The sequence below is a fragment of the Halopseudomonas salegens genome (assembly GCF_900105655.1).
GTDB classification, from domain to species: Bacteria; Pseudomonadota; Gammaproteobacteria; order Pseudomonadales; family Pseudomonadaceae; genus Halopseudomonas; species Halopseudomonas salegens.
In genome coordinates, this window is record NZ_LT629787.1 from 2,479,761 (window position 1) to 2,495,241 (window position 15,481).

15 protein-coding genes are annotated in these 15,481 nt (G+C 58.7%); 14 read left to right on the forward strand and 1 reads right to left on the reverse strand.

Annotated features, from left to right (window positions below; translation table 11 throughout):
* Positions 1 to 74: 74 nt before the first annotated feature.
* From BLU07_RS11370 to BLU07_RS11385, 4 genes are all read left to right on the forward strand, one after another.
* Positions 75 to 1,334, forward strand: a complete 1,260-nt coding sequence (locus BLU07_RS11370; RefSeq protein ID WP_092387022.1) for a 6-phosphofructokinase — start codon at positions 75 to 77, stop codon at positions 1,332 to 1,334.
* A 152-nt stretch (positions 1,335 to 1,486) separates the two neighbouring features.
* Positions 1,487 to 1,933, forward strand: coding sequence for a GNAT family N-acetyltransferase (locus tag BLU07_RS11375; protein ID WP_092387024.1), 447 nt, complete (start codon positions 1,487 to 1,489; stop codon positions 1,931 to 1,933).
* Between the two features lie 130 nt (positions 1,934 to 2,063).
* Positions 2,064 to 2,591: an inorganic diphosphatase gene (gene ppa / locus BLU07_RS11380; RefSeq protein WP_092387025.1), complete on the forward strand. Its 528-nt coding sequence runs from the start codon at positions 2,064 to 2,066 to the stop codon at positions 2,589 to 2,591.
* Positions 2,592 to 2,711: 120 nt separating this feature from the next.
* On the forward strand, positions 2,712 to 3,476 hold the full coding sequence (locus tag BLU07_RS11385) for a methyltransferase domain-containing protein (RefSeq protein ID WP_092387026.1): 765 nt from the start codon (positions 2,712 to 2,714) through the stop codon (positions 3,474 to 3,476).
* A 2-nt stretch (positions 3,477 to 3,478) separates the two neighbouring features.
* Here the strand turns inward: BLU07_RS11385 and BLU07_RS11390 are convergent, their stop codons facing one another.
* The gene (locus BLU07_RS11390; protein ID WP_092387027.1) at positions 3,479 to 3,847 is read right to left on the reverse strand and encodes a translation initiation factor Sui1; all 369 of its coding nucleotides are present in this window, start codon (positions 3,845 to 3,847) and stop codon (positions 3,479 to 3,481) included.
* A 240-nt stretch (positions 3,848 to 4,087) separates the two neighbouring features.
* Here BLU07_RS11390 and dsbD point away from each other — a divergent pair, with 240 nt between their 5' ends.
* The 10 genes from dsbD to purD all read left to right on the forward strand — a co-directional run bounded on the left by dsbD (position 4,088) and on the right by purD (position 15,459).
* Positions 4,088 to 5,938, forward strand: coding sequence for a protein-disulfide reductase DsbD (dsbD, locus tag BLU07_RS11395; protein WP_092387028.1), 1,851 nt, complete (start codon positions 4,088 to 4,090; stop codon positions 5,936 to 5,938).
* Positions 5,939 to 6,097: 159 nt separating this feature from the next.
* Positions 6,098 to 6,553, forward strand: a complete 456-nt coding sequence (aroQ, locus tag BLU07_RS11400; protein ID WP_092387029.1) for a type II 3-dehydroquinate dehydratase — start codon at positions 6,098 to 6,100, stop codon at positions 6,551 to 6,553.
* A gap of 28 nt (positions 6,554 to 6,581) precedes the next feature.
* Positions 6,582 to 7,046 (forward strand): acetyl-CoA carboxylase biotin carboxyl carrier protein, encoded by a 465-nt coding sequence (accB, locus tag BLU07_RS11405; protein ID WP_092387030.1) that lies wholly within the window; start codon positions 6,582 to 6,584, stop codon positions 7,044 to 7,046.
* 19 nt (positions 7,047 to 7,065) lie between these two features.
* Positions 7,066 to 8,406 (forward strand): acetyl-CoA carboxylase biotin carboxylase subunit, encoded by a 1,341-nt coding sequence (gene accC, locus BLU07_RS11410; RefSeq protein WP_092387031.1) that lies wholly within the window; start codon positions 7,066 to 7,068, stop codon positions 8,404 to 8,406.
* A 112-nt stretch (positions 8,407 to 8,518) separates the two neighbouring features.
* The gene (gene prmA, locus BLU07_RS11415; RefSeq protein ID WP_092387032.1) at positions 8,519 to 9,412 is read left to right on the forward strand and encodes a 50S ribosomal protein L11 methyltransferase; all 894 of its coding nucleotides are present in this window, start codon (positions 8,519 to 8,521) and stop codon (positions 9,410 to 9,412) included.
* A gap of 57 nt (positions 9,413 to 9,469) precedes the next feature.
* The gene (locus BLU07_RS11420; RefSeq protein WP_092387041.1) at positions 9,470 to 10,807 is read left to right on the forward strand and encodes a DUF3426 domain-containing protein; all 1,338 of its coding nucleotides are present in this window, start codon (positions 9,470 to 9,472) and stop codon (positions 10,805 to 10,807) included.
* Positions 10,808 to 11,065: 258 nt separating this feature from the next.
* Positions 11,066 to 12,001, forward strand: coding sequence for a tRNA dihydrouridine synthase DusB (gene dusB / locus BLU07_RS11425; protein ID WP_172830141.1), 936 nt, complete (start codon positions 11,066 to 11,068; stop codon positions 11,999 to 12,001).
* On the forward strand, positions 11,998 to 12,330 hold the full coding sequence (gene fis, locus BLU07_RS11430) for a DNA-binding transcriptional regulator Fis (protein ID WP_092387045.1): 333 nt from the start codon (positions 11,998 to 12,000) through the stop codon (positions 12,328 to 12,330). Before dusB ends, fis begins: the two co-directional genes overlap by 4 nt.
* Before the next feature lie 168 nt (positions 12,331 to 12,498).
* Positions 12,499 to 14,106, forward strand: a complete 1,608-nt coding sequence (gene purH, locus BLU07_RS11435) for a bifunctional phosphoribosylaminoimidazolecarboxamide formyltransferase/IMP cyclohydrolase (protein ID WP_092387052.1) — start codon at positions 12,499 to 12,501, stop codon at positions 14,104 to 14,106.
* 63 nt (positions 14,107 to 14,169) lie between these two features.
* Complete coding sequence (gene purD, locus BLU07_RS11440) at positions 14,170 to 15,459, forward strand: phosphoribosylamine--glycine ligase (protein ID WP_092387055.1); 1,290 nt, start codon at positions 14,170 to 14,172, stop codon at positions 15,457 to 15,459.
* Positions 15,460 to 15,481 lie beyond the last annotated feature (22 nt).

Genomic DNA, 15,481 nt, shown 5'->3' on the forward strand with positions numbered 1-15,481 from the left:
ATTCGCGCCATTCATTACGTCCCATCAGTTGCCAGACCGGTTAAGGACTGGCCTTGCGCACACATGGAGCCTGCATGACCGTCAAGAATGCTTTTTACGCCCAATCGGGTGGCGTCACCGCCGTGATCAATGCCTCTGCCGCGGGGGTGATCGAGACCGCACGCAAACATGGCGATCGCATAGGCACTGTCTATGCAGGACGCAATGGCATCATCGGCGCGCTGACCGAAGACCTGATCGACACCAGCCTCGAATCGGCCGAGAACATTGCCGCCCTGCGTCATACCCCGTCCGGCGCCTTTGGCTCCTGCCGCTACAAACTGAAGAGTCTGGACGCCAATCGCGCGGAGTACGAACGCTTGATTGAAGTATTCAAGGCGCATGATATCGGTTACTTCTTTTACAACGGTGGCGGCGACTCGGCAGATACCTGCCTCAAAATCTCACAGCTGGCCGAAACCATGGGATACCCGATACAGGCTATCCATGTCCCCAAAACCGTAGACAATGATCTGCCGGTTACCGATTGCTGCCCCGGCTTCGGCTCGGTAGCCAAATATGTCGCCACCTCGATTCGGGAAGCCGGCTTTGACGTTGCCTCCATGGCAGCCACATCAACCAAGGTCTTCATTCTTGAGGTCATGGGTCGGCATGCCGGCTGGATCACCGCAGCCTGCGGCCTGGCCAGTGAAGCCGAAGGTGAGCCGCCGCATATTCTGCTGTTCCCCGAGATCGAATTCGACCAGGCTACCTTCCTCGCCCGGGTTGATGAATGCGTGAAAACGCATGGCTATTGCGTGATCGGGGTGTCGGAAGGCATCAAGAATACCGACGGCAAGTTCCTGTCGGAAACCGGCCTCACCGACGCCTTTGGCCATGCCCAACTGGGCGGCGTCGCCCCGACCATTGCCAAACTGGTCAAGGACGAACTGGGGTACAAATATCACTGGGCGGTGGCTGACTATCTGCAGCGCGCCGCTCGCCATATCGCATCCAAAGTCGATGTCGAGCAGGCCTATGCCCTCGGGGTAGCCGCTGTCGAGATAGCCCTGGCCGGCAAGAATTCGGTTATGCCGGCGATCCGTCGCCTGCAGGACAACCCCTATCAATGGGATATCATCGAAGCCCCCCTGAAAGACGTTGCCAACGTGGAAAAATTCATGCCGCGCGACTTTATCAGCGCCGACGGATTCCATATTACGGAAGCTTGCCGTCGCTATCTGTCACCACTGATTCAGGGTGAAGATGCACCGCCGTTCAAGAATGGCCTGCCCAGCTATGTGCGCCTGACCAATACCAGCATCGCTCGCAAGCTGCCACCTTTCAGCGTCTGAGCACGCCCCAGAGCAGCAACGGCTCCCAGTCTGAGACTGTGGAGCCGTTTTTTTGTCCCGCCCCATTGCGCATTGTCTCGGCCTGAGGCAGCATTTAAGGCTGACCCCATACAAACTGACAGCCATTAACTGACCAAATCAGAGGAATTCGTATGCGTATTGTGCAAGCGGGCGTTGAGCGTCTGGATGAAATCACCCCGCTGTTTATCAAATACCGCGAGTTTTACGGCCAATCCCCCAAACCGGAAGCCTCCGAACGCTTTCTTCGGGCTCGCCTGCAGGAAGATGAAGCGGTAATCCTGCTCGCCGAAGATGAAAGCACTGGCAAAGTCCTGGGCTTCTGCCAGTTCATTCCCAGTTTTTCTGCCCTGACGCTGACTGCCAGCTGGGTGCTCAAAGGCATTTACGTGATTGAAGAAGCGCGCCGACAACTGGTGGCAGACCGCATGATCAACCACGCCAAGGAGCTGGCAAAAACCAAGGGCATCGGTCGCATGACGGTAATGACAGGGGAAAGCAATGAAGCTGCCCATGAGCTCTATCGCTCATTGGGTTTCACCGATGATGTCGATTTCCGTTATTTTGCCTCCAAGCTATAGCTGCCCGGCACAGGACAGCCGGCAAGAACCGGCTGTTTATACCTTGGTCGAAGTCATTTTACTTGGTATCGCGGCCCCGAACGCCTATAATGCGCGCGACTTTTTCCTTCATGCCCGAATCAGGTAAACCATGAGCTACGACCAGATCCCCGCAGGCAAAGACATCCCCAACGACATCTACGTCGCCATCGAGATCCCCGCCAACCACGCACCGATCAAATACGAAATCGACAAGGACAGCAGCGCACTCTTTGTTGATCGTTTCATGGCTACGCCGATGTTCTACCCGGCCAACTACGGGTATATACCCAACACCCTGGCTGATGATGGCGACCCGCTTGACGTACTCGTGGTTACCCCTCACCCGGTAGCACCGGGCGCAGTTATCCGGGCACGCCCGGTTGGCGTGCTGCACATGACCGATGATGGCGGCGGCGACGCCAAATTGATCGCCGTACCGCACGACAAGCTCAGTGCGCTGTACCGTGACATCAAGGAGTACACCGACCTGCCGGAACTGTTGATTCAACAGGTTCAGCACTTCTTCGAGAACTACAAGGATCTGGAGCCCGGAAAATGGGTCAAGATCGACCGCTGGGGCAATGCAGACGAAGCCCGCGCGGAAATTGTTAAGGCCGTGGAAGCCTATCAAAAATAAGCTTCCTGCCCCCTGAAAAAGCCGGCCACAAGCTGGCTTTTTTTATGCCTGCGCGCCAGCCGCTTCGCCTCGGTTACACTGCTTCTTTTACCTTATTCGACTGCAAGGCTCCACTCAGCCATGAATGACCGCTACTTTGATCAGTTGGGCAGCCATCTGGCGCGCAAAATCTACGCCGGCCCCAAGGGGGCGATCCGCCTCGCCGTCCTTACCCGGGACCTGCAGGAATGGTTGCCGGCAGCGGACAGCACCGCCCTTGAAGTACTGGACGTCGGGGCCGGGCTGGGCCATATCAGCGCCTGGCTGGCGGAACGCGGGCACGATGTAACCGTCAGCGAACCTTCCCCCGAGATGCTGAGCGCCGCTCGCGAGCGACTGGACAATGCAGGCACTCCCGCCGGCGCCTATTGGCCATTGCCACTGCAGGACCTCCCTGCCCAGGGGCAACAATTTGATCTGGTAATTTGCCATGCAGTTCTGGAATGGCTGGCTGACCCGCAATCGGCCCTCGCGCACCTGAGATCATTATTGAAAACCGGCGGCATGCTATCGCTGGCTTTCTACAATCGCGACGCCTTGATCTATCGCAACCTGATCAAGGGCCAATTCCGCAAACTCGAGCGCCAGCAGTTGGCTGGAGTAGGCCAGCGCGGCCTGACCCCGCAGCAACCTGTTGATCCACGCGAATTGGCCCATTGGGCCAGCAACGCCGGTCTGACCAGGGAGCACGAAAGCGGAATACGGGTGTTTTACGATTACATGCCGCCCCACTGGCAAAAGCTGGCCGAAGAAGACGACGTGATTCGCGAGGAACTGGCCTACAGCCGCCACCCGGCATACGCCCCTCTCGGGCGTTATCTGCATTGGTGGCTAAGGCGTGACTGAGCTCAACCGCCACTGCGTTTGACACTGAATCCTTGCTCACGCAGCCATTGGCACAAGAGCTCGACCTGATCCCCCTGTATCTCGATCACACCCTCCTTGACTGCGCCGCCACAACCACATCGGGTTTTCATTCGCTTGGCCAGGGCCTTTAGCTCTTCGACCGGCAACAATACTCCAGCGACCGTGGTCACCGTTTTGCCGCCCCGGCCCTTGCTTTCTCGCCGCACGCGCACAATGCCGTCACCTTCCGGCACCCTTGGTTCAGCACAGCGACATTCCGCCACCGGGGCACCGCAGTCAGGACACATACGCCCACTCTCGGTGGAATAAACCAACCCACCCAGAGCCTGCAAACCACTGGCTTTCTTCATTGCTGACCGCCTTGTTAACTACCGGTTAGGGAACCAATTTGCTCAATAATCTATCTGAAGAATGATTTTACCAGCCAGCGAGCCGCTGAAAAACAGAGACGAGGCAGTCGCAGCCGCTGACCGCAACGCAATGTTCAGCAACAACGTCAGGCAGCAATGTGCAGCCTGAGACCATTTGCCACTCGGCAGTGGCTTCCTGTGTCATTATGATGGTGCCTTTTGAATGACTTGAGACTGCTTATGCTGCTTTTGCGTGTCCTGCTGATCTGTATCCTGTTGCTTGGCGCCAGCGCTCAGGCCAACCCGTTTTCATCCGACAGTGACAGCGGACTGAGCAGCCCGTTCTCTTCCGGCAGCTCCCTGCAGCATGACTTTCTGCCCGTCAATGAAGCTTTCCGCCCCATGCTGGACGAGGTCGACGAGCAGCACATCAGCCTGTACTTCGATATTGCCCCCGGCTACTACCTGTATCGCCATCGCTTTGAATTTGCCCTGACCAGTGGCGACGAGATTACCCGCATCGACTTGCCATCCGGCAAAGCCATGCATGATGAGTTCTTTGGGGATATCGAGGCCTACTACGACGAGGTCAGCGTCCAGCTGCAGCATGCAGTGGGCACCCTACCCGGCGGCCAACTGCAAGTGAGCTTTCAGGGCTGCGCCGATGCAGGCCTGTGCTATCCACCGGAAACCGTATTGCTTGATTTACCCGGTGCAGGCGGCACCGACAATACCAATAGCCAGGCAAACCCCGCAGCCACTGCCAGTGGCGCACCGGATGCGGGCGGTGCCAGTCGTTTTCAGTCGCTGCTGCAAGGCGGGCAACTCGGTCTGGCACTCTTGCTGTTCTTTCTTGCCGGCCTGGGGCTGACGTTCACCCCCTGCGTGCTGCCGATGTTGCCGATTCTGTCCAGCCTGGTCGTCGGGCGTGATGATATTGACCGCCCAAGGGCGTTGATACTCGCGCTCAGCTATGTGCTGGCCATGGCTATCAGTTTCGCCCTGGTCGGGGCACTGATCGGTACCTTTGGTGCCGCGCTGAATATCCAGGCGCGCCTGCAATCGGTCTGGGTCTTGAGCATTTTTGCCTTGTTCTTCGTCGCCTTTGCCCTGGCCATGTTCGGCCTGTTCGAACTCCGCTTGCCCGCTCGCCTGCGCGAACCGATAGAGCATCTGGCCGGCCGCACACGCGGCGGCTCGATTCCCGGTGCAGCAACCATGGGCGTGCTCTCAACACTGGTGGTCTCGCCCTGTATTTCAGCCCCGCTGGCCGGAGCGCTGGTTTACATCAGCGCCACCGGCAATGCCATGAGTGGCGCAGCCACCCTGTTTGCCCTGGCCCTGGGCATGGGACTGCCACTGCTGCTCGTCGCAGTCTTCGGCAACGCCCTGCTGCCCCGCTCAGGCGCCTGGCTGGAAACGGTCAAGCAGCTTTTCGGCTTCGGCTTGCTCGGGGTCGCCATCTGGCTACTGGAACGTGTGCTCCCCGGCCCCGTCAGCCTGGCACTGTGGGCTGCGCTCACTGCGGGCCTGGCTGTACGCCTCGGACTATTTGACCGTACGCCGAAAAATGCACCCGGCAAGATTGCCCAGACACTGGCCCTGCTCAGCGCCATCTATGCGGCCGCAGCATTGTTCGGCAGCCTGGCCGGCAACTCTGACCCACTTCGCCCACTGGCCAACCTGGGTACTACCAGTGGTAGCGCCAGCAGCTCAGTCAACACCGGCTTTGCCAGCGTGACTGACCAGGCGGGACTGCAGGCCATGCTGCAGCAGGCAAACGAGCAACAACGTCCTGCCATCATTGAGCTTTACGCTGACTGGTGCATCAGTTGCAAACAGATCGAGCGCGATATTCTGGCCCGTCCAGATATCCAGCAAGCCATGCAGGGCCTGGTGCGCATCAAGCTTGATATGACAGCCAACACTCCGGACCAGCGTGCATGGCTGCAGCAACACCAATTATTTGGTCCACCGGCTTTTCTTTTTTTCACCCCTGACGGCATTGAAGCTACCGAACTTCGCATACAGGGCGAGACTGATCGCACCGCGTTCAGCGCACGGCTAGAGGCACTGGCCGCTCTCAACTGATCAACTTCTGAACAATTTCGGCCTTCTTGCGGGCATCATGCTGCTATCTGAAGACAACCAACAGATTCTGGACAGCGCTTGCGCTTTCCGGCAAACTCCCAGACAGAACACTGACCCAGTGGTCAGCTCAGCAACAGGTATTCAGCCGGATTCAACATCATGGCCAGCATTCTGGTTCTGCACGGACCCAATCTAAATCTGTTAGGCAGCCGCGAACCGGGTGTCTACGGTGCCGTCACTCTGCCGCAGATCGATCAACGCTTGCGCGAGCTGGCCAGCAGCCAGGGGCATCACCTGCTCAGCCTGCAAAGCAATGCCGAGCATGAGCTGATCGAGCGCATCCATGCTGCCCGTGACGAAGCCATCGACTACATCATCATCAATCCCGCCGCATTTACTCATACCAGCGTTGCCATACGTGACGCATTGCTGGCGGTGAGCATCCCATTCATCGAGGTGCATTTGTCCAACGTGCATCGCCGAGAAGCTTTTCGTCATCACTCCTTCTTTTCCGACGCCGCCGAAGGGGTGATTTGCGGCCTTGGCGCCCAGGGTTACGAACTGGCCTTGCAAGCCGCACTGCAACGCGCCGAACAAGCGAATTCGATTCAATAAATAAATCTGTACTGGAGTACATACAACAATGGATATTCGTAAAGTCAAAAAACTGATCGAGCTGCTGGAGGAATCCGGTATTGACGAACTGGAGATTCACGAAGGCGAAGAGTCCGTTCGCATCAGCCGTCACAGCAAACAGCTGGCTCCGCAGCATCAGTACTTTGCGCCGCAACCCATGCCAGCAGCCTCAGCACCGGCACCAGCCGGTGCGGCCCCGGCCGCCGCACCGGCAGTCGAAGCTGCCGAAACACCGGCTGGCCATCTGGTCCGCTCGCCCATGGTTGGCACCTTCTACGAAGCCCCGTCACCCGCCTCGCCGGCCTTTGCCAGTGTTGGCCAGAGCGTAAAAGCCGGTGATGTGCTGTGTATCGTGGAAGCGATGAAAATGATGAATCACATCGAAGCCGACAAGAGCGGCGTGATTCAGGCCATCCTGGTTGATAACGGCCAGCCGGTGGAATTCGATCAACCCTTGTTCAGCATCGCCTGAGCCCTGCCCGGAGCCAACGATGCAGAAAGTACTCATAGCCAACCGCGGTGAAATTGCCCTGCGCGTGATTCGCGCCTGCAAGGAACTGGGGTTGAAAACCGTCGCCGTGCACTCTACGGCTGATCGCGAACTCATGCACCTGGCACTGGCTGACGAGTCCGTGTGTATTGGCCCAGCCAATGCCACAGCGTCTTACCTGAATATTCCAGCCATCATCAGTGCCGCCGAGGTAACCGGCGCCGAGGGCATCCATCCCGGTTACGGCTTTCTCGCCGAGAATGCTGATTTTGCCGAACAGATCGAGCGCTCGGGTTTTACCTTCATTGGCCCCAAGGCCGACGTCATTCGCCTGATGGGTGACAAGGTATCCGCCATTGCCGCCATGAAGGCCACTGGCGTTCCAACGGTACCCGGTTCCGATGGTCCCCTGCCGGAGGATGAAGCCGAATGTCTGGCCATTGGTCGCCGGGTAGGCTATCCGGTCATCATCAAGGCTGCCGGCGGCGGCGGCGGTCGCGGCATGCGCGTGGTGCATCAGGAAGAAGACCTGCTGAAATCCATTCGCCTGACCCGTACCGAAGCCGGTGCAGCTTTTGGCAACCCTGTCGTGTATCTGGAGAAATTCCTGACCAACCCACGTCACGTGGAAGTACAGGTGCTCTCCGATGGCCAGGGCAATGCCATCCATCTGGGGGATCGTGACTGCTCACTGCAGCGTCGCCACCAGAAGATCATTGAAGAAGCACCGGCTCCCGGTATCGATGAGAAAGCCCGCGCCGAAGTGCTGGCTCGCTGCGTACAAGCCTGTATCGATATTGGCTACCAGGGGGCGGGTACTTTTGAGTTCCTCTACGAAGATGGCGGTTTCTATTTCATCGAAATGAATACCCGCGTTCAGGTTGAGCACCCGGTTTCGGAAATGGTTACCGGAGTGGATATCGTCAAGGAGCAGCTGCTGATCGCCGCCGGTAACAAGCTGAGCGTGACCCAGGATGACGTGGTGATCCGCGGCCATTCCATCGAATGCCGGATCAACGCCGAAGACCCGACGACCTTCATGCCCAGTCCCGGCACCGTAACCTTCTTCCATGCTCCTGGCGGGAATGGCGTTCGGGTGGATTCGCACCTGTACAGTGGTTACAAGGTACCCCCGAACTACGACTCACTGGTTGGCAAGCTGATCACCTATGGCGCTACCCGTGATGAGGCCCTCGCCCGTATGCGCAACGCTCTGGATGAACTGGTGGTTGACGGCATCAAGACCAATACACCACTGCATCGGGAACTGGTGCGCGACGCAGCCTTCTGCAAGGGTGGTGTCAACATTCATTACCTCGAGCACAAGCTGGGAATCAAGTAGCGCAAGCTGCAAGAGTATGATGCGGTATCTGCGGGAGCGCACGGCGCTCCCGTTGTTTTATGGATGTTTGCCCCTGACAGCTATCTGCTTGACGCTTTTCTGAAGGAAACCTATGCCCTGGTTACAACTGCGCCTCGCCATCAGCCCTGATCAAGCCGAGGTGCTGGAAGATGAACTGCTCACCCTGGGTGCGGTATCGGTGACCTTTATGGATGCCGAGGACCAGCCGATTTTCGAGCCGGATCTGGGCACCACCCCACTGTGGAGCAATACCCATTTGCTCGCGTTGTTCGAGGCCGACCAACAGCCCGATGAACTTCTGGCGCAATTGCGCTTGTGGCACGACGACACACTGCCTGACTATTCCCATGAACTGATTGCAGATCAGGACTGGGAACGCAGCTGGATGGCTGATTTTACCCCGCTACGCTTTGGCCGGCGGCTATGGATAGTACCCAGCTGGCACAAGGCGCCCGAACCGGATGCCGTCAATCTGCTGCTTGACCCTGGCCTTGCGTTTGGTACCGGTACCCACCCGACTACCGCGCTGTGCCTGGAATGGCTCGATGGTCAGGCACTGGAAGGCTGCAGCCTGGTCGATTTTGGCTGCGGCTCGGGTATTCTGGCAATTGCCGCTCTTCTGCTCGGCGCAGGCCCGACGACCGGTACGGATATTGACCCACAAGCATTACAGGCCAGCCGTGACAATGCACAACGCAATGGTATTGCCGATGCTGACCTGTCACTGTACCTGCCCGCAGATATGCCGCAGACTCCGGCTGATGTCGTCGTTGCCAACATTCTCGCCGGCCCGCTGGTCGATCTGGCCGAACAACTGACACGCCTGGTCAGGCCTGGCGGCCGGTTGGCGCTGTCAGGTATTCTGCGCGAGCAGGCTGACGAGGTTCTAGCGGCCTACCGCAGCGACTTTGACCTCGACCCGGTGGCCGAACGGGATGGCTGGATTCGTATCAGTGGCCGCCGGCTTGGCGCCGCGCACGGATAGCGGCAGAATAGGTACTGACTGTTTTTGCCGGCGACAACAAAGGATCCGACCCCCATCATGAGTGCCACTCTGGTTACCCAGTGCCCACATTGCCAGACCCGCTTTCGGTTGTCGCAGGAACACCTGCGGGCTGCCGCTGGCAATGTACGCTGTGGCGCTTGTCTCAAGGTGTTCAATGCCAACCCGCCTGCTGCCGGCGATGGTGCTGCTGCAATCAGTGACGACCTGAGGGCCATGCCCGACCACCAACCGCGCACCAAGACCCGTCTGGATGATGTACTGATCCATGACGACCTGGAACTCGATGACCTGGACCTGGAAGATCTCGGGCTGGATGAATCCATTATTGACGAGGTCAATCCGGCGCCACCACCGCAGCAAAGCAGCTTGCCATTAGCCAGCCCTGCTGCGCCCAGCTCAGCGGACAAACCGCAAGCCGTTCAGCCATCATCAGCCTCACAACCATCATTTCCCAAACCGGAACCAGAACCAGAACCAGAACCAGACATCGAAACTGTTCCCACCGTCGACGAGCAACCCCGGCATGCCTCGTGGCTCAGCCCGTCAGACCAAACAGCGGCGCCCCTGTCAACAAAAGATGACAGCCCCCCGGCTACGACCACCCAGGCCGACATTGACGACCACCCGCCTGAGCACGGCATTTTCCTCCGCGATCAACCGCAAACGGAAGCACTGGAGACAACGCCGAGCAGCCGCAAGAGCGCCGAGCAACCAGCGGATACGGAACCGGACAGGCCCGGTAACGACAGGCAGGCCGACAGCAACATACCTGCCGGCTCCGTCACGGACGAGACCGACGCTCGCCGAGAACCCCTGCTCGGTGATGATTTCATTCTGCCTGACATGGACAGCGAAACCTTTTTGCTGGATGACCAGGCAGTTTCCCGGCCACGCCCACGTAACGCCCTCTGGGGCATACTCAGCCTGCTGGCCATAGTGGCTCTGATCGGGCAATTCGGTTATTTCAATTTTGCCGCTCTGGCGCATGATGAGCGCAGCCGGTCTTTTATCGCCAGCTGGTGCAACCTGGCAGGCTGCCAACTACCCCCCCAGGTTGATATCAGCCTGATTCGCAGCAGTAACCTGACCGTTCGCCCGCATCCGGAATATCCCAATACCCTGGCGATCGATGTCATCCTCTACAATCGCGCCGACTTTGCCCAGCCCTTTCCGGTACTGCGCATGCGCTTTTCCGACCAGCGCGATCGCGAAGTTGCCAGCCGACTGTTCCGGCCGCAGGAGTATCTTGGCGGTGAACTGGCAGGTGCCCGGTTGATGCCGTCGCAGACTCCCATCCATGTAGGGCTCAGCATGCTGTCCCCAGAGCAGGCCGGCAGCAGCTACCGGCTGGACTTTCTCAGCCCGGAACACTGAGCCGGCCATCGAGGCGCCTTCATCCCGACCCGCTGACGACCCTTGATCGGGCTGATTAAAAATCAGCCAGATCAGACTTTATATGGTCATTCTTTACGGGTATGATGACTGCCCTTTTTCATTCTTCCCGCATTCGTCAGCGGCCCTTACCAGCGGCCATTAACGACTGTGGCCTTGACGACTGGCAACCACAGGGATGGACATGCAGTGATCAGTATCGGCCCTTACCAGCTCGCCAATCCGGTCATTCTGGCGCCTATGGCCGGCATAACCGATCGTCCTTTCCGGCAACTGTGCCGGGAACAGGGCGCCGGGCTGGTTGTATCGGAAATGGTTACCAGCGACGTGCGCCTATGGGGCAGCCGCAAATCCCGCCAGCGCCTGGCACATGACAGCGAGGCAGCACCGCGCTCAGTGCAGATTGCCGGCGGTGATCCGGCAATGATGGCTGAAGCGGCACGCATGAATCAGCAACTTGGCGCCCAGATCATTGATATCAATATGGGTTGTCCCGCGAAGAAGGTCTGCAACAAGGCGGCTGGCTCGGCATTGCTGCGCGATGAACAACTGGTCGGACAGATTCTGGCGGCCGTCGTCGCTGCCGTCGACATCCCGGTCACCCTGAAAATCCGCACCGGATGGGACCGCGAGCAGCGCAATGCCCCTCGCATTGCACGCATTGCAGAAGACAGCGGTATCCAGGCACTCGCCGTGCATGGCAGAACCAAAGCCGACCTTTTCAATGGCGTGGCAGAGTACGACACCATCGCCGACATTCGTCAGCAGATCAGTATTCCCCTGTTCGCCAATGGCGACATCGACAGCCCGGCAAAAGCCCGTCAGGTACTCGATTACACGGGCGCCGATGCCGTAATGATCGGTCGTGCCGCTCAGGGCCGACCCTGGCTGCTCGGGCAAATTGCCCATTACCTGAGCCATGGTGAGCAGCTGGCAGAGCCGGACATGGCCAGCCAGCGCGACATTATGCTCGGGCATATCCGCGCCCTGCATACCTTTTATGGTGACCTGCAAGGCGTGCGCATCGCCCGCAAGCACGTCGGCTGGTACCTGAAAACCCTGCCCGGCGCCGAACCTTTTCGCAAGATTTTCAATCGCATTGAGTGCCCCAAGGAACAACAACAAGGCATCAATGGCTTTTTTGCCCGCGTAATGGAAGGAGGCCTGGCGGCATGACGCTTCTGAATACTTTCCAGACTAACGGAACCCTACCCGTGAGTGATACCACCGAACCCAGCCCGGAATCCCTTGGCGCCCATAGCTCCAACCTGACTCCCAACGCCACCCTGCGGGATAGCGTGGAACAGGCACTACACAATTATTTCAATCACCTCGACGGCCAGGACGTGACCGATGTCTACAACATGGTGCTTTCCGAAGTGGAAGCTCCACTACTGGAAAGCGTGATGGACTACGTCAAGGGCAACCAGACCCGCGCCTCCGAAGTACTCGGCCTCAACCGCGGCACCCTGCGCAAGAAGCTCAAACAATACGGCCTGCTCTGAAAGTTGGCGCCTGCGGCGCAAGGCTGAAAATGCCAACGGTACAAGTGGCAATACCAGGCCACGGACACTGGAACCCAGGGTGATCATGGCCTTCCAGCGTCAAGCCTCCAGCCATCAGCGAATAAACAGACGAATAGTCACGACCTGAAAACCAACCCGGGACCCAAGATGACCGACCAAACTACCCGCCTGCCGGTACGTCGCGCGCTGATCAGCGTGTCAGACAAAACCGGTATCGTAGATTTTGCCCGTGAACTGACCAGCCAGGGAGTGGAAATCCTCTCGACTGGCGGCACCTTCAAGTTACTGCGTGAGCAAGGCATCAATGCCGTTGAAGTGGCCGACTACACCGGCTTCCCGGAAATGATGGATGGTCGGGTGAAAACCCTGCACCCGAAAATTCACGGCGGCATTCTTGGCCGGCGTGACCAGGATGGTCCGATCATGCAAGAGCATGGTATTCAGCCGATCGACATGGTGGTGGTCAACCTGTACCCCTTCGCAGCCACCGTGGCCAAGCCGGGTTGCAGCCTGCCGGATGCGATCGAAAATATCGATATCGGTGGCCCAACCATGGTACGCAGCGCAGCGAAAAACCATAAAGATGTTGCCATAGTGGTCAATGCCAATGACTACAGCAGCATTCTGGCCAGTCTCAAGGCCGGCGGCCTGAGCTATGCCGAACGCTTCGACCTCGCCCTCAAGGCCTTCGAGCACACCGCAGCCTATGACGGCATGATCGCCAATTACCTTGGCACCATCGACCAGACCCGTGACAGCTTGAGCACCGACGATCGCGCTGCCTTTCCACGCACCTTCAACAGCCAGTTCATCAAGGCGCAGGACATGCGCTACGGTGAGAACCCGCACCAGGCGGCAGCGTTCTACAAGGAAGCCGCCCCGGCCGATGCCTGCATTGCGACCGCGATTCAACTGCAGGGTAAAGCCTTGTCGTACAACAATGTGGCTGATACCGATGCCGCCCTGGAATGCGTCAAGAGCTTCAGCAAGCCGGCCTGCGTGATCGTCAAACATGCCAATCCCTGTGGGGTTGCCGTAGTCCCCGAGGCCGACGGTGGTATTCGCCAGGCCTACGAACTGGCCTATGCCACCGACAGCGAATCGGCATTCGGCGGCATCATTGCCTTCAACCGCGAACTGGATGCCGACACAGCCCGGGCGATTGTTGAACGCCAGTTCGTCGAAGTCATCATTGCCCCCAGCATCACCCCTGCAGCCCGCGACGTGGTTGCCACCAAAGCCAATGTGCGCCTGCTTGAAACCGGTCAATGGGGCGCAGCGCCTCAGGCCGACTGGGACTTCAAACGCGTCAATGGCGGCCTGCTGGTTCAGAGCCGCGATATCGGCATGATCACCGAGGCGGAGCTCAAGGTCGTCACCCAGCGCGCGCCAAGCGAACAGGAAATGCATGACCTGATTTTCGCCTGGAAGGTGGCCAAATTCGTCAAATCCAATGCCATCGTCTATGCCAAGCAGCGCCAGACCATTGGTGTCGGTGCCGGCCAGATGAGCCGGGTCAACTCGGCGCGCATCGCCGCAATCAAGGCAGAGCACGCCGGCCTGCAGGTCGCTGGCGCTGTCATGGCCTCCGATGCCTTCTTCCCGTTCCGCGATGGCATCGACAATGCCGCAGCCAACGGTATCAGTGCGGTCATTCAACCCGGTGGCTCGATGCGCGACCAGGAAGTGATCGATGCAGCCAATGAAGCGGGCATGTCGATGGTGTTTACCGGGATGCGGCATTTCCGGCACTAAAAACCGCTGAAGGCTCAAGGCTGACAGCCAATAACGTCTATCCAATCAGGGCAGGTGGCTTGAATGAATGTATTGATTATCGGCAGTGGCGGACGTGAGCATGCGCTGGCCTGGAAAGTGGCGCAGGATGCCCGTGTCGAGCAGGTGTTTGTCGCCCCCGGCAATGCTGGTACGGCACTGGAACTGAAGTGCGAAAACGTCGCGATTGATGTTCTTGAACTGGATCGACTGGTTGATTTTGCCCGTGACAACCATGTCGCGCTGACCATTGTCGGTCCGGAGGCACCCCTGGTTGCCGGAGTGGTCGACCGTTTCCGCGCGGCCAACCTGCCCTGCTTCGGTCCGACGGCAGCCGCCGCGCAACTGGAAGGCTCCAAGGCTTTCACCAAGGACTTCCTCGCCCGGCACAGCATACCCACTGCCGAATACGGCAACTTTACCGAAATCGAACCGGCACTGGCCTATTTGCGTGAAAAATGCGCGCCGATAGTGATCAAGGCTGATGGTCTCGCCGCCGGCAAGGGTGTAATCGTCGCCATGACGCTGGCAGAGGCGGAAGACGCCGTCCGCGATATGCTCGCGGGCAATGCCTTTGGCGAAGCTGGCTCGCGCGTGGTTATCGAAGAGTTTCTCGACGGAGAAGAAGCCAGCTTTATCGTCATGGTAGACGGTGAACATGTACTTGCCATGGCCACCAGCCAGGATCACAAGCGCGTTGGTGACGCGGATACCGGGCCGAATACCGGCGGTATGGGTGCCTATTCACCAGCCCCGGTGGTTACCCCTGCTGTACACCAGCGAATCATGGACGAAGTGATCTGGCCGACCGTCAAGGGCATGGCTGCCGAAGGCAATGTCTATACCGGATTTCTCTACGCCGGGTTGATGATCGACAAGGCTGGCGCCCCCCGGGTTATCGAGTTCAACTGTCGTTTTGGTGATCCGGAAACCCAGCCAATCATGCTGCGCCTGCAGTCCAGTCTGGTTGATCTGGTCGAGGCCGCGCTGAATGGCTCACTGGACCAGGCCAATGCACATTGGGATCCACGCCCCAGCCTGGGCGTAGTACTGGCAGCCGGTGGCTACCCGGGCAGCTATGCCAAGGGCATCCCGATCAGCGGCCTGACGCAGGCTACGGCAGCCGACGGCAAGGTTTTTCACGCGGGCACCACGTTGCAAAATGACCAGGTAGTTACCAGTGGCGGTCGAGTGCTCTGTGCAACCGCACTGGGTGACAGCGTTCTCGGTGCCCAGCAAGCGGCTTATGCGTTGGCCAGCAACATCCAGTGGGAGGGCTGTTTCTACCGCCGGGATATTGGTTATCGGGCCATTGTGCGTGAGCAGAACAGCTGACCTGACAGCCTTTGCCGGCAGG

Coding starts and splice junctions, on each gene's coding strand:
- BLU07_RS11370 (WP_092387022.1), top strand. CDS start 75: ATGACCGTCAAGAATGCTTTTTACGCCCAATCGGGTGGCGTCACCGCC.
- accB (WP_092387030.1), top strand. CDS start 6,582: ATGGATATTCGTAAAGTCAAAAAACTGATCGAGCTGCTGGAGGAATCC.
- dusB (WP_172830141.1), top strand. CDS start 11,066: ATGGCCGGCATAACCGATCGTCCTTTCCGGCAACTGTGCCGGGAACAG.
- dsbD (WP_092387028.1), top strand. CDS start 4,088: ATGCTGCTTTTGCGTGTCCTGCTGATCTGTATCCTGTTGCTTGGCGCC.
- purH (WP_092387052.1), top strand. CDS start 12,499: ATGACCGACCAAACTACCCGCCTGCCGGTACGTCGCGCGCTGATCAGC.
- BLU07_RS11390 (WP_092387027.1), bottom strand. CDS start 3,847: ATGAAGAAAGCCAGTGGTTTGCAGGCTCTGGGTGGGTTGGTTTATTCC.
- BLU07_RS11385 (WP_092387026.1), top strand. CDS start 2,712: ATGAATGACCGCTACTTTGATCAGTTGGGCAGCCATCTGGCGCGCAAA.
- accC (WP_092387031.1), top strand. CDS start 7,066: ATGCAGAAAGTACTCATAGCCAACCGCGGTGAAATTGCCCTGCGCGTG.
- ppa (WP_092387025.1), top strand. CDS start 2,064: ATGAGCTACGACCAGATCCCCGCAGGCAAAGACATCCCCAACGACATC.
- fis (WP_092387045.1), top strand. CDS start 11,998: ATGACGCTTCTGAATACTTTCCAGACTAACGGAACCCTACCCGTGAGT.
- purD (WP_092387055.1), top strand. CDS start 14,170: ATGAATGTATTGATTATCGGCAGTGGCGGACGTGAGCATGCGCTGGCC.
- BLU07_RS11420 (WP_092387041.1), top strand. CDS start 9,470: ATGAGTGCCACTCTGGTTACCCAGTGCCCACATTGCCAGACCCGCTTT.
- BLU07_RS11375 (WP_092387024.1), top strand. CDS start 1,487: ATGCGTATTGTGCAAGCGGGCGTTGAGCGTCTGGATGAAATCACCCCG.
- prmA (WP_092387032.1), top strand. CDS start 8,519: ATGCCCTGGTTACAACTGCGCCTCGCCATCAGCCCTGATCAAGCCGAG.
- aroQ (WP_092387029.1), top strand. CDS start 6,098: ATGGCCAGCATTCTGGTTCTGCACGGACCCAATCTAAATCTGTTAGGC.